Origin of the sequence: Legionella sp. 16cNR16C (assembly GCF_021297775.1) — a bacterium.
GTDB lineage: Bacteria > Pseudomonadota > Gammaproteobacteria > Legionellales > Legionellaceae > Legionella_C > Legionella_C quinlivanii_A.
In genome coordinates this window covers 643998-658862 of record NZ_JAJTMX010000002.1, presented here as the reverse complement: position 1 = coordinate 658862, position 14865 = coordinate 643998, and the positions used below count along the sequence as shown (strand labels likewise).

Sequence of the window (14865 nt, the reverse complement as noted above, 5' to 3'; positions counted from 1 at the left end):
GTTAACATTTATACAATATAATTCATTTAAACATGTCTTTTATGTAGCGTTTATATTATGAAAAGAGAAGAAGTGGATACCCTGATTGTAGGCGCTGGTCCCTCAGGTTTATTACATGCAATTGGTCTGCTTCAAAAAAATCCTCAGAAAAATATTCTGATATTGGAAAAACGCGAAGAATACACGCGAAACCACGTAGTCCGTTTCAAATACACCAAATTGCAGGAATATATCAAAACAATCGGCGGAGAGAACATAGAGGAACTAACTGATCTTGTAAAACGTCTGAAAAAAAATCCCGCAATCCGAATCAATGAACTGGAAGGAATATTAAAAAAAGTGGCGCTTAGAATGGGCGCGGAAATCGAATATGACGAAGTTAAGGATGTTCAGTCACAGGTGTTTGAGAATTATCCTAATCTTGATTTGCTGATTGGTTCTGATGGTACCCATAGCACTGTTTCGAAGCAGGTGTTTGGTGAGGATAATCAGATTAAGCACTCTTTTGATTATGTGCTTCAGGTAAGATTTGAGGTAACAGGGCCCAAACCCAATGCAATCGATTTACCCAGCTGGCCTTCTTATTTACAAGCCTACGGTGTAGCTGGTGAAGAAGTCATGGGTAAAACCGTGGATGGTAAAACACCGATTACAATGCAGATCATGATTTCCAAGGAAGATTTTGATGCCTTAACTCCGCATGCCACATCAAAAACCCCTATTCGTCCTTTTAATGACGCAGAAACCAAACTGGACAAAGTTCCTGATGAAATCATGCAGAAAGTAAAAGGCTATCTGGGTTTACGGCTTGCGCATTACACAAATAATAATGCAGGTGAACATATCGATATGAGCGATGTTCGCCTAAGCGTTAATGAAGCCCCTGCCACGAGAGCGAAGTCAGTTCTTAAGTTTAAAGAGGTCGGCGACCGCAAAGTCACGGTTATGTTGGCTGGGGATGCGGCACTAGGTCTTTCCTATTTTAAAGGGGTTGATGCCTGTCTGGAGAATGCGTCTCATGCACTGAATGCCCTTAATACGGATTCACCAGAGCAACGCACTGAAAAACTTGAGGAATATTCAGAATGGTTTGATAAAGATTTAGCGCCGAGAAAAGTAAATGAAGTCGCCCAATATAGCAAATACGGCGCGCGCCTTCCCGTTTCGATTTTTGCTTTCCTAAACAGATTGCTTGGGCGTGATTTTGCGATGAACACTGCGCAGGCTGAACGTTTTGCTGATTTATATCATGGTAATCAGCGGGAAGTTCAAAAAAATGGCGCCCCACAGGATATTCTGAATACCCCCTATCCACATCGCAGCAATTATTTTATGTCGGTACTGAATACTAGCCCCACACCCGTATCAGAGCACATGAAAACTATTGGCAAACATTTCCAAAAGTTTTTTACGACGTACAAATCCAATAATTACCTTTACAAGGATTTATTACAACCACTCAATGCAGTCAAAAATATAATTGAGGGGGCTTTAAAAATTGGCTTATCGCCTCTGATGTTTTTGATAGCAACCCCGATTAATTTATTCAGCACCAGGAAACTTAAAACTGGCTGGGAACAGGTAAAATCCAGTTTTGCGGCAACCGTAGGCAGGATGGGAGACGGATTTGGGCAATTGGGTGTAGGAATCACTTTGGCTCTCACCGCGGTCTTGATGCCGATAAAAGTAGTGGTCAATAGTATTACGACTGCTCGTGCAGAACCTCGTAAAATTGAAAATAACCCAGGCATGGCAAAATTGATAAAAGAGGCAGAGAAAGTTGATCATGAAGAAATGTCTGTTAATAAAATGAATGCCCTGCGTATTGACATGCATCGAAAACTTGAAAAATCCCTCGATAGACATCAGAAGACAGATATTTCAGTTGAGGAAGAGCGCAAGGCATATAAGGCCTGTCAGCCCAGCAATCCGGAATCCTATAAACAGTATTTCAAACTGTTTAAACCAGCGCCTCAAACTCCGGTTGAGGGCAGTAAAGCAGCTAACGATGCCGCAATAGACCCCACAGAAACCACCTTAGGCAAATAATGCTACACAGGCTCAAATAATTGAAGCAGACGTTCCTGTAAAGGCCGGGCGATTCCAAGCCCTGCCTTTTCTGGCGAGCCTGCATTGAAAGGCGGCTCAGGATCGTATTCGATGCCAAGTTGCAAGGTTTCAGCCACTTGTTGACCCGCCACTTTAGCAGCCAGCAGTAAGGCCATATCAATTCCTGCCGACACGCCGGCAGCGCTGATAATTTTGCCATCCTCGACAATCCGCTCCGAAACAGGTTCGGCCCCCCAATGCCTTAGTCTGTCCAAAACAGCCCAATGACTAGTGGCACGCTTGCCCTGCAAAAGCCCAGCCGCTCCCAGGATTAAACTGCCCGTACAGACAGAAGTTGTCCACTGAGTCGTATTATGAATTGATTTTATCCAGTCGAGTATTTCTGGCTCATGGGAAAGACTGGTTGCCTTACAGCCTCCGGGAATCACCAGAATATCGGTTTCCTTGACATCCGATAAGGCATAATCTGCTATCAACTGCAGACCCAAACCGGTCTGTACTCTTCCTGCCTGTTTGGCCACACGTTGCACAGTAACTCCAGGTAAACGCGCTAAAACTTCATGCGGCCCAATACTGTCGAGAGTTGTCATCTCATTATAAAATAAAAAGCAGATTCGCATTTACGCTCTCCTAGTTTTCCTGTGTCAGCTGGTAGATTAATAAAGCAGCACGTTCGGTTTGAATTCCCAAAGAAGCAATATCCAGGGTTTCTTTTTCTGAATGAATACCTGAACCTGCTGGTCCGAGGCCAGCCAGTGACGCCTCGACTTCTGATGCAATGAATGAAATATCCCCAGCTCCTCTCAAGACAGGATCCAGTGGTTTAATCGCTCCATAACCAAGCTGGCTGCTTGCCTGACTGTACTTTTCCAGTAATTTTAAATTGCTTTCAGTAGGAGACATGGCAGGAATCCCATCCTGAAATCTGATGACGGCATTGGTACCGGTCAGATGGGAGTTAATAATTGCCGCTATTTTTTGCTGAGCGGCTTCTTTTTGCTGTTCACTGATAAAGCGCAGGTCCCCATTTGCCACTGCCGCTTTGGCAATGACGTTTCCTTTACCAAAACCCTCCCCTCGGGAATCCTTATTGTCATAGTCAACACTGGTACCGCCCAAAATAAAGCCAGGATTGAATGATAAATACTTTTCACCAGCTAGCTGCTCACGCATGGTATCCAGAATTCGTACCAATTCATAGATGGCACCGTAGCTGACACCCTGCTGAAAAATTTGTGAAGAATGCGATTCAGTACCCTGACTGGTCATTACCCAATTGGTTATTCCCCGCCGGGCAATTGTTGCAGTATCCATAGTGACTGCTCCTTCAAAATCCAGAGCTATATCGCAATGTTTAGCAACTTCTTTAAGCGGCTTTCTTGAAATAGAAGTCGGCTTGCCGGAGTCTTCCTCATCACCGGTTAACACCACGGTAACATTGGCATCATTAAGAAGGTTGTTCGCTTGTAAGGCTTTTAAGGCATAAAGGATAACGATATCCCCTCCTTTATCATCGACAACGCCCGGCCCCATTGCAAAATTTGCTTCGCGCTTAAATTGCTGAAAAGGACTGTTAATAGGGAAAACTGTATCCAGATGACCTATTAAAAGCAGACGCCTCCCTTTTTTACCTGGATGCTCGGCAATCAATGTGCCAGCCCGCTGCATGGAAGGCGGCTCTTCTTCCCAGCGCAGTTTAAAACCCAGGGTTTCAAATTCGCTCGCCAGAATTGAACCCACTTTGCGAACACCGGGGATATTGCTGGTACCACTATTGATGTTAACCAGCTTCTCCAGCAAGGAAAGCTGCTCTTGCTGATGGGCAGAGACAAACTGCCTGATTTGCTGTTCAATTGGCTGATTGGCTGTTGCCCCATTTGAAGAAAAAGCCATCATGAGAAGCACGTAAACTATCCGTTGAAGCGAGTGTAATCTGTTTCCTAACCGCATTTTCTTCTCCATAAACTCGGCGACCACCAATTCATCTCGACTAGTTTTTGTCATTACCGCGTCAGGCGGGAATCCATTTTCAAGGCACTGTGCCAAGCCAGAGATAGATTCCCGCCTGACGCGGGAATGACATAAAATCTGTTAATATAACAACTCTACATTAACACGCAAGGGCATGGCGAATAATCAGGACCATATGTAATGTAGTTCTTAATTTCTTCGTTTTTGGCATAATGAATGGGCTTTTTTCCAGAGAAGTCCAACGCTTCGCAATCTGCTTTAAAACGCAATAATAACTGCGTAAGCGCTGCATGTGATAATTTGACGCTTCGATGAAGCAAGCTGTCTCCACCCTCATTCTTCTCATTGACATTGATTCCAGCTTCCAGAAACAAAGCGACCATTGCCAGATTTCCTTTCTCGACCCCTACAAAGACAGGACTGCCTTCATGCGTTATAAAATTAAGCTCGGCGCCCTTTTCTTTCAGTAAATTAAATACTGGTTTATGTCCCATCTCAGCGGCAATCATTAATGGCCGGGAAATAACCGGATAACGAAGTATCAACTCCCCGTCCTGTAATTCATTATTTGAAACTATAACTGGATTACCATCAGGAAAGGAGAACAACGATTGCAGCACCGGTGCATTGATATCAGCCCCATGTTCAAGCAAGAGAGCCGTCATTTGCACATAGCCTTTCTGCACCGATACAGTCAGTGCAGTACAGAGGATCTCGCATCTTTGCTGATATCGGTTGATATCTGAAATATGAGGAAGCACCTGCTCCACCACATGAAGATTGTTCTTCTCTACCGCGGCAAATAATAATTGATACTCATCTATTTTTCTAAAAAAATTGATAGTCATGATGGCAATCTTCCCTGAATTCATGATCCTTGATAATCATTCAATCAGAATTACTGACGACTTACAATTGTCCGCAATCATACCATGGCTAAATAAGTGATTAGCCGGGCTATTTTTTTAATTTTTTTTCTTTAAAATACGCCAATAAAAGTTAACAATCAGAGATCAGTTATGCCTTTTACCATTCCTTCCTATGAGACCATTAAGACCATGCTTAAATACATGGATGCCTCAAAAGGCAATTCTTTAAAAGAACGACAAGAACAGGATATAGAAGTTATTGGTAGTTTAATTAAGCAGGGAAACCTCGCGCAGGCAATAGAAAAAGCAAAATTTGAACAAACAGCGAATGATAACCATTATTTGATGTTTCAATTAGTTAGTATAATGAGAGAGGTAACTTATCCTCCTGTTGAGCAAACGTATAGATCAGAGGCTCCCCTTAGTTTATCTGAAAAGATCGGCTGTCTAGTCATCTATCGCCCTGTAGATATTGAACAATTAAAAGAGCTTTATCAAACCATTCCTGCTTCATCGGAGTACTACGAGAGGTCACAAAAACAAATCACCGCCATCCAAGCAACGATTGATTTCAGAAGAAAATCTAATGATTTGGCAGAAGAACTTAATGAAAAAGATCAAGAACGTACAGTATGCCCTTTGGCTTGTAATTAGAGAAATCCAGGCTGGGAGAAAGCTGATTTTTGAACCCTCTCTCTAACTCTCTCCCAAAGGGAGAGAGGACTTTGAGGAAAATTAAGAGAAAATCCCTCTTCTCTGAGAAGACTTTTAGCATGATTTAGCACTTAAAAAATATCGATTCTTTAAGAATACGTTAAGTTTAACCAAGTATAATTCAACTATTAATCTGACTAAATGGACTTATGTTTCTGTAAATAAACGGATTCGCAGTTTTGTTGTAGGTGATAGCATGAAAGAGAAGAAAGAGAAGGTATTTGTACAAGTTAATCTTGGTACAGATACTTATTATACCCCGACCCCAGCGGAAGATCCCGTTAATTATCCTGACGGTGAAGCCTTAAGTGTCGCTGGTCAATTAGTCGATTCAAACGGCGTTCGCCGTGATGATGAAAGCCCCTATGTCTCTGATAAAGTAGAAGTTATCATCGGTCCCGATACCTTGGGTAAGGCCGTTTATAGCCGTATCGCCCGGCAGATGGAATCCCTTCTCAAAGCTATTCTTCGCGGCGACGACCGTGCTGCTATTATTGCTCATAGCCGCGGAGGGGTAGAAACCATTCTGCTCACCCACTACATGAATGCAATCAAAAACCTGTTCAATCGGAATAAAGGTTCTAATTACGAACAGTTCATAACCTTGCTAAAAGCCGATCCGGTGGTCGGTCCTTTTTTAGCAAATGCAACGATCACTCACAAACTGCTGCAGGAAGTTTTTCCTCAATTGAAAGCCGTTTATGAGCAAAAGCAAACAATCGATCTTAAATTAAGTATTTTTGTTCTTGATCCCGTTCCTGGCGACGTTCCCATTTACGGATGGGATGACAAGTTATTTTATCAGCCCCTTCCTGAAATCGTTGATCAGGCAGAAATCGTTTATTATGAAAACGAAATGAGCTGGGGATTTACACCCATCATGCCTAAAGCACCGGTTCACGAAGGTGCAAAGTTTTCAGCCATTACTATTCCGGGGCATCACGGCACCGGCTCTTCCGGAAATAACTGTGACCAGACAGGAAAGCCTGTTCCGGCTGTACCGCGTAAATCAGGTGAAGGCAATGCCAATGCAAAACAAGCTCACAAATTAGTATTTTTAAAACTGCTTCGGTTTTTAAATGATAATCAAGTGCAATTCGACATGAACAGTTTTGCAAATGCGCCGGAAAAAGGTTTGCTTAACAAAGTTATTCGATCTCTTAATAAACACAAGCTGACCGATAAAGACCATCCTCTGGTTTCCACAAGACAGACTGAAGGTGAGCCAATTGAAACAGTAATTAATTCTGAATGTCTGGTTCCTGCCACTTATCATTCTTACTATAAGATGCAGGATAATGAACTAGCCTATAAAGTGTTTAACAATACCAATTATGCCTGGCTTGGCAAGCGCAATGATAAGTTTCGCGAAGCTTTACAGGATGGCAAATATGTTCCCTTATCCAGTGTCATACCGCCCGTATCAGGCTTTGTTAATGAAGAACATGCCAATATTGCCCGAGAAAAATTGTTCAAGGATTTTGGTATCGATGCCACATCGTCTATTGACCATCTCCTGACCCAGGCAACACTGACTTTGGTATCAGGATTCTTAGCCGCGGTAGCCAAGCCTGATAAAGAATTAAAAGCAACCCCTGTTGACCTGTCCGTTTCATCGTCGCTTTCCGAGAGCTGGACTAACCTAATCCCCGCTGTCAAACCGGCTGGCATGCCTTCCACAGTGGCTAATCTGCTGGCAACTGAATCAGGCCAGAAAATGATTAAGGAAGGATTTTCCGCAGTGGTTGAAAAAATCAGCCAGAGCTATTTATCCGCTGGATTAAATCCCGCCACTCGATGGACCCTTTATCAGGCGATTGTGGGCGCATTTAATCAGTTTGAAGAAACACTGATTAACTTAAAAAGCAGCGCAGAAAGTCAATCTTCACAACCTGTTCCAGTGGGCGCAATGGCTGCCGTCGCCGCAATTGCGGCAACCAGCTCCGCGCAGAATAAACACAGTGAGCTGTCCAAACTGCTGGAAGAAGTAAAAGAGGATGCGAAGTCTTCTCTCGTTAAAACATTTGCTCAGTATCAGCAAAATATCGAACACGAACTTCAGAATATTGTTGCTACCATCAAGACACCCAAACATGACAAATTGGTAAATGGCTTTAAAAAAATAGCTTTTTCAATTGTTAAAAAGAATGCCGATACCAAAGAAATTAATAGTGAAGAGGACAAACGCTTTTTTGCCGCATTGGAAGAACGCGTAAGTGGAGTCAAGGATTCAGATTATCCAGAAACCATTGCATTGCTTTGGCCATCAATTAAAGGCGATATCATAGCGATTTATGGTTTATCAGGAGAAAACGCCGAAGCAATTGACTCTATTGATTCCGAGTTATTAAGCAAATATTTCGATACCGAACCAAGCTGGTCTGACTTTGAATTACTCTTTGAAAAACTGATTAATTTCCAGAGGGATCTCAAAGCGGTTGAGATATTACCTACCGATGAATACTTGCATGAACTTCAACTGAATTTGAATGCATTGTGTGATTGTGCTGCCCGGTATTTGCCTGCTCCAGGCGGTCACTCAGAATTCGCTAAACAAGTGAGATGCTTCAGAATTCTTGCAGGAAAAGATGAGTTTCCTTCGATTGAAAAACTCCAGGGTGAATATCACCTGTTAGAAAAAGCTCTTGCTGATCTTCTCATTGAGAATGAAAACCTGTCAGAAGTAAACGAGCGTTTATCTCAGGCCAAGGTTCACGCAGAAGAAAGAGTGAAAGCTCTGGAATCTGAAAATGCAGCCTCACTCCTGCTGATGAAAGCTTTGACAGTTCAGATAGAAGAGTTTCAACTGAGAACCCAAGCTTTGCAAAATCAGCTTGAATCTCGGACTCGAGAAAAAGAGGAATTAACAGTTGAAAAAGCTGATTTGCAAAATACTGTTGAAAGTCTTCGACAAGAAATAGCAAGTTATGCTCAAAAAATTGATGTTTTATCCTCTGAAAAAGACAGGCTGGATGCACAGAATAAAAAGCTTTTATCGACATTATCTAAATTTAAAGGAATGAAAGAACACATTCAGGCATTGCTTGTAGACAATGAGAGGCTTCAGGCAGGCAATGACAGGCTCAAGGATGAAGTTGCTGTCTTAAAGCGGGAGAAAAGCGAGGCCGTTGCACAGCAATTCGAAATGGTAATGGAAGCCCAGGCAAAAGACAGGCAACTGTCTGCTGCCGCCAACGAAAATCTGGAACTAAAGTCTCAACTGGAAGGCATTACAAAGACTCGCAAGGAGTTAGATAAGCAAAACCAAAGCCTGGCAGAAGAAAATGCCAGATTGCGTGCCGAAATTGAAGCGAAAAGCCGTAGAATGGAGGAGACGCGAAGATTCCAGCAGGAAGCAGCTCGTGAAAACGAGGCCTTAAAGTCTGAAAATAGCGATCTACGCAATCAATCAGCTCAAGCGAAAGAATCGGCAGAGCGGCAAATAGCTCAATTTAGTGCAGAGAATTCACGCCTGGCAGCAGAGTTGAATCAAGCGACGGAAAGAAACGAAGCTCAGGAGAGCGATGTCAGACGATTAGAAACTGAGAAGGCCCAGCTTGAGGAAGAACTTGCTCAGGCCAGAGCAGGCCAGTCTTTACAAGATGAAGCTAAACGTGTTGAACTTCTCAGGGCTTTAAACAGTGACACCCAAAGAAAATGTCTGAATACCATTAGCGATGAACTCATACCCCTCATTGATGGGTATCTGGAGCATCTAAATAATAAAAAAGATCCTATTGCCGAACAGAAAAAGCAAATAGTGTCAAACTTGAGAGCCATCTTAACTGACGAGGTAAAAATCCCTCTGGCAGTAGATAGAATGAAGGAATATCAAACAAGGCTAACTCAAGCAGACAAAGAGATGCTTTCATCGCATCGTGACGGTCCCTGGACACGTTTTGCCTCAAATTCGCTGAAAATCCTGGCGATAGCGATTACCGGCGTGCTTCCTGGCCTGGCCATTCTAGGTGCTTATTCTCTGATGACAGGCAAGTCACCGATGTTCTGGCAGGCACAGGGTAATCGGACCATGCGCAAAGTGGAAGATACAATCAACCACTCCCTGAAGGAATTTGAAACTCCCGGAAGAACTCTGTAATTATCTGGCCAGCGCCTTTCATGAAAGGCGCTGCTTCTAATTATTTACGGGCAGTTTACGAAAGCCTACCGCAAGTCGATTCCAGCCATTGATGGTAATGATAGCAACTGTCAAATCTACTGCTTCTTTTTCGCTGAAATGCTTCAGCAATTCCTCATAGACTTCATCAGGTGCATGAGTTTCAGATAATAAAGTAATTGCCTCAGCCCAGGCTAGTGCCGCACGTTCGAGCTCTGTAAAGAATGGCGCTTCATGCCATACCGCAACAGCATTCAGACGTCTTTGCGTTTCCCCTGCTTTTAAAGCATCAACACAATGCATATCAACACAGAATACGCAGCCATTGATTTGAGAAACTCGCAGTTTCAGCAGCTCAAGCAGGCGCTTGTCCAATCCGGATTCGTTCACAAATCGCTCAAGATTCAACATCGCTTTAAGTGCTTCAGGAGATGCTTTATAGAAATCGGCTCGCGAAATAGTCATCCTAACCCCCATAGTTATAATGGATTATCAGCCGTGAAATGTGAGTTAATTATAGTTCATGGGAAAAGCAGTGTCGGGGTTGTTGCTTAAATAGAACCAGGCAGCCAGCCCTGTCGTCTTTGCGAACAAAGTGAAGCAACACATCGAAACTTGAATAAAGTTATGATCTGCTTCGCTAAGGCTCGCAAAGACAATTTTGTGCACTTATCCTGATTTTTGCCGAAGGATTTAAGGAGGAGTTTGAGTGCTTAACTGCTGTAATTCATATTGAATAAGCGAGATTTTTTCTCTGTGGTCAACCAGTGATTTAAAATGCTGAAGACAATCAATATAGTCCTCAGCGCGTTCTTTTCGATATTCCTCCTGTTCGGCAAACTGGTTCTCCACCCCATCAAATAGCTCAGCCGCATCCTCCAGGGCATTCTCTATTCCGCATCCCAATAGAAAATTGGCAGGCATAAACGCATCCCCTATCAGGCAATAAAATCCACCCTGGGGAAGACCCATCGCATGATGGCTTGCTATTTCGAGATTCATTTTGAATACTGAAGACAGGTTTAAGGCCCTGGTTTTGAATTTTTCATTCTTCATTAACAATTGAATGATACGGTCAAACCATTTTTTTAGTTCCCCGGTGTCTTTACTTTGTAAGATTTCCTCAGGCACTTCGCCAGTAGCATAGACGGTTTCAGACTGCTTTGAATACTTTATAAAGAATACGGGAGAACGATCAAGCTTCCAGCCTAAAGATTTTAGTTCGGATATCTGCTCCGGTGATAAGATGATACTGGAATCGAAGGGGGTCATTACCGGGGTACGCATCATCTCAAAAGGAGCATTCTCAATGGCCAGACTGATAATACCAAAGGCATTATATTCAGGATTCTCAATCGGCTCATAGGAAATCGCAAACTCCGGATTTTGTCTATTCCAAATTTGTGTATAGGATTTAGCAGTTTTTCCCGACGCATCAACCAGCAGGTCAAAATGAACGCTCTGCTGCTTACCATCGATTTCAAGTATTAACTCCTGCTCCTTTCCCCTGGCCTCGATAACCTGAGTATCTCCTTTGTGAAAAACCAATTGCTGATCGTCTGAAAACTGAATTGTATTTCTTTTAAAAGAATACGCTCTTTTCGCATAGATAAATTGTAACTTTTCATACTGATAGCGTTGCAAATCACTAATAGCAATTACAGTACGCTCTTTCTCAATAAGCTCAAAAAAAGCCAGATCAAGACGCTCTTCTTCGTTAAGCTCGGGAAGCTCTTGCGGCGCAATTAACTGGCACCTGAAATCCCTCTGATTTAAAAAGTATGCTTTATTTTTAAGTGAGCTTAGATTAAAGAAATCAGTAATGGTTTGCTCTTGCAATACCACTCCCTGACTACGGCTAAACAATTGATCTTCTCGCCTGGAGTCTATCAAATGAACCGAATAGCCTTTACTTAACAAGCTAAGAGCAGCAGCCAATCCGGCCGGCCCCATCCCCATAATATAGGCATTTTTTGTCATAAAGAGTTATCAATGAGTGAGTGTGTGAAGATGGTACCACTCGATTATTAAGAAATTATTAGGATGTGTATTAAGGCGATACTGCCAAAGTGAAGAAATCAATTTGAATGATCCTGTTATTTGGAACTCGGCAGGAAATAATGGTTTTGCGGGATTGAAAGATTAAATCTTAGCAATTTTTCAATCATTCCTCCAGAGAAATAAAGTAACTTCCCAGGTTGTGGACAAGTTTGATATTAATTCAATCAAATCCGTCTCAACGTCATCCTGAACGCAGTGAAGGATCTCCTGAATCTGGCTCAGTTCTAAGCAGGTTGAGATCCTTCGCTACGCTCAGGATGACGTACCTGGGAGTTACGAAATAAATTATAATTTTTCGATGAACTGACAGCTGATTTTTGCAAACCGCTACTTGTATGACTATAGTTAAAATTGTTTACTAATTCATCTACTCGGGAAGAGGTGTATGATTCCTGACCATCCAGTTAAATGCACAAAACTGTCTCTTGGGGAAATTGATCATTACACACTGATTGTGGAAAATGCAGAGAAAGTGGCCGATTTTCATATTAATCTGCTTGGATTTAATTTCCAGTACATTAAACATGTCAATTCAGGAACTGTTGCTGATCCCGAACATGACATGACTAATTATATTCTGACTTTGCCCGCCAATCCGGCTATTTTTTGTGTGATTACCCAGGGAATGAATGAAGAAACAGTGTTCAAAAAATATCACCGAAAATTTGGAGAGGGAATTCATCATATCGCCTACAAAGTGGATGATCTATCAAAGAATTGGAATATTTGTGAAGCAAATAAAATTACGAGAACCTCAACAGAGATTATTACGGATCCCGTCAGCGGATTGAAACAGTTTTTTATTGTGAAAGATTTGGGCGGTTATTTTATTGAATTAATTGAACGATCAGATAAAACAGTAGAGAGAGAAGATTTTACCAGCCAGAATATGAAAAAATTGTCTGATAGTATTAAGAAATATGTTTAACAAGGGTCTAAAACTTTTCTTCGGATATGTCGAGAGTCTTCATCAAACTGTGTCATCCATGTCATCTCGAACGCAGTGAGAGATCTCCGAATGCTGGCACAAACCAAGATTTGGGAGATCTCTCACTGCGTTCGAGATGACGGCATGCTTGTGAGTAATGACACAGTTTAATGAACACTCTCGATATCTCAGGCTCCCAATTCCATTTTTCTATCCCTCTGTGGATATCTTATGATACAAAATAAGAAATCAATCGCAGGCAAAGGATAGTCGCTGATGAAAGAATCTGAACTAATGGCTCTTGTACGGGATTTAAGGGTGAATATTGAAGGATTTATTCCCGGATTGTACCTCTTTTACCGCAACACTTCAGAGGACGACTGGAGAAAAGCAGGTGAAGCGCGTCAGGAACAAATTGAGAAGGCCCATCAATTAATTCAATATCTGGATAAGGTTACCAGGGATTTTATGGAGATTGATAATACCCTGTTTCAAAACCAGAAAAGCTACATCAAGGCCAACTTTCAGCGCATCCATGAGTGGCTTATAGACAAGTCCGATGTGGTTATCTACCACATTACAAAATTTCATATTTTCAATGAAAATCCCTTTGGAATCATTGTCCTCGATCGGCCCGAAGATACCCGAAAATGGCATTATTTGTACGCGAGTTTTCAAGCGCTTGTTGCTGATGTATATTATCGGGTTGGATATCTCAATCAGCTGGTTGAGGAAAAGCTGGAAGAAATACCCACCGTCCAATCGTCTCCTTTGAAAAAAATTACAGAGATAGCAAGCGATTCAAGGGAGCTTAATTACTATTATTATCAGTATGGCCGGGAATCTTCGCTTAGAATACCAGCCTCATTTTTTGATAACGAGAATACAATTCAGTTATCCTCAGAGCAATTCGGAAGTTTTATTCTGGGTGTTTATCATTTTTTAAATCAGTATCAACCGGATTATGCTGAAATATCCAGGCTTTGCGCATCGCAAAGCAGTCATCAGCTATTATTGATTTTTAAGGCGGTTCACAAACTTGCCCCGCATCATCTTGATCTCACCGAAAGCCTTTATCCCTATCCACAAGACCCATCAATCCAGGCACTTAACAGAACACTGGCAAATACAAAAGACTACCCTGCTCTCTCCCTTCTTCTCCCCAGCTATCGCTGTGAAGCCATGATTTCAATTTTGGAAAAACAAATTAAAATCGAACAGGAATTCAGTGATTTTTTTAACGAAGAAACCAGAAAATCACTGAGTGATATGCCAAAAAAAATATATAACTCGCCCACCGAAACGATTAGAACATCCATATTGACAATAAAAGAAATTAATCAGCAACTCCTTAAAATGAGAAATTTGCTGGATATTAATCTGCTGCCGACTAATGAATTACATTCTATTTATATTAACTTCCTCTCTTATGAGGAGCTGCTTTATGAAACTTTAACTATCTCCGCAGGCTTAAACTTCCAGGAGCTGGAGTTTTCAACTGTCATTTCGCCTCTTGAACAAAACGATGGATTATTACAGGGAAGCTATCAGCCCCTGCTGTTTGAAAGCTATTATCTCTTGAGAAGTCTATGCATTTCTTTATCCTCAATGTTAAAAAAACCTGCCTTTACACGCCATCAACATAGTGAGAATTTGAAACAGTCTTCGCGAGAAAAAGATTGCATTTACTATTGTTTAGGCCGGGATTTGGATCTAAGCGGATTAGCACCAAGTAAAATAGAGTCCTCTTATTCTGCTTATCTGTCAGGTTTATATTTTGCATTGTATCTTTATGACGAAACGCTGCCTGTTCCTCCTCAATATCCAGAAACAGGCAAAGCGGAACTCATGCAGGCGGTAAATGATATCAGAAAGACCCTTCTTTATCGATTCGCAGCACAATCCCTTAATCAAACTGAGCTTAAACCCTACATCCCTGTTAACCCTTTTGAGCAAACTTTAAAACTTAGAAAATCGATTAACACCCTGTTAAGTCTTGCGGCAGTCAGGGAAGTGGGGATTTATGCCTTGCCGAGAAGACAGTCTGAACGAACCTCCTCTCCCCCTGTAGAGACGTCGGCCAATTTATCTCTGTGAGTTTTTGAAACTAAAGTCCTGCTTTTCTAAAGCCTGGG

General features: G+C 42.0%; 10 protein-coding genes. 5 read left to right on the top strand and 5 right to left on the bottom strand.

The genetic code is table 11. The annotated features are described in order from the left end of the window. The first annotated feature begins 57 nt into the window (after positions 1–57). On the top strand, positions 58–2049 hold the full coding sequence (locus LXA66_RS06830; protein WP_233012524.1) for a hypothetical protein: 1992 nt from the start codon (positions 58–60) through the stop codon (positions 2047–2049). 2 nt (positions 2050–2051) lie between these two features. Here LXA66_RS06830 and LXA66_RS06825 read toward each other — a convergent pair whose 3' ends face one another. From LXA66_RS06825 to LXA66_RS06815, 3 genes are all read right to left on the bottom strand, one after another. Then, positions 2052–2690: a DJ-1/PfpI family protein gene (locus LXA66_RS06825; protein WP_233012523.1), complete on the bottom strand. Its 639-nt coding sequence runs from the start codon at positions 2688–2690 to the stop codon at positions 2052–2054. Between the two features lie 10 nt (positions 2691–2700). After that, positions 2701–4074: a M20 family metallopeptidase gene (locus LXA66_RS06820; RefSeq protein WP_233012522.1), complete on the bottom strand. Its 1374-nt coding sequence runs from the start codon at positions 4072–4074 to the stop codon at positions 2701–2703. Positions 4075–4175: 101 nt separating this feature from the next. Next, a complete protein-coding gene (locus LXA66_RS06815; RefSeq protein WP_233012521.1) occupies positions 4176–4889 on the bottom strand; it encodes an ankyrin repeat domain-containing protein in 714 nt (237 codons plus the stop codon). Between the two features lie 171 nt (positions 4890–5060). Between LXA66_RS06815 and LXA66_RS06810 the strand changes: the two genes are divergently transcribed. Further along, on the top strand, positions 5061–5564 hold the full coding sequence (locus LXA66_RS06810) for a hypothetical protein (protein WP_233012520.1): 504 nt from the start codon (positions 5061–5063) through the stop codon (positions 5562–5564). A 256-nt stretch (positions 5565–5820) separates the two neighbouring features. Beyond that, on the top strand, positions 5821–9723 hold the full coding sequence (locus LXA66_RS06805; RefSeq protein WP_233012519.1) for a hypothetical protein: 3903 nt from the start codon (positions 5821–5823) through the stop codon (positions 9721–9723). A 36-nt stretch (positions 9724–9759) separates the two neighbouring features. Here LXA66_RS06805 and LXA66_RS06800 read toward each other — a convergent pair whose 3' ends face one another. Both LXA66_RS06800 and LXA66_RS06795 read right to left on the bottom strand, forming a co-directional pair. Further along, positions 9760–10206, bottom strand: a complete 447-nt coding sequence (locus LXA66_RS06800) for a carboxymuconolactone decarboxylase family protein (protein ID WP_112218099.1) — start codon at positions 10204–10206, stop codon at positions 9760–9762. Positions 10207–10434: 228 nt separating this feature from the next. Next, entirely contained in the window at positions 10435–11721 is a 1287-nt protein-coding gene (locus tag LXA66_RS06795; protein WP_233012518.1) for an FAD-dependent monooxygenase, read from the bottom strand. 466 nt (positions 11722–12187) lie between these two features. Here LXA66_RS06795 and LXA66_RS06790 point away from each other — a divergent pair, with 466 nt between their 5' ends. Together LXA66_RS06790 and LXA66_RS06785 are read left to right on the top strand one after the other, a co-directional pair. Next, positions 12188–12730: a VOC family protein gene (locus LXA66_RS06790; protein ID WP_233012517.1), complete on the top strand. Its 543-nt coding sequence runs from the start codon at positions 12188–12190 to the stop codon at positions 12728–12730. Positions 12731–13006: 276 nt separating this feature from the next. After that, positions 13007–14827: a hypothetical protein gene (locus LXA66_RS06785; protein ID WP_233012516.1), complete on the top strand. Its 1821-nt coding sequence runs from the start codon at positions 13007–13009 to the stop codon at positions 14825–14827. Positions 14828–14865 lie beyond the last annotated feature (38 nt).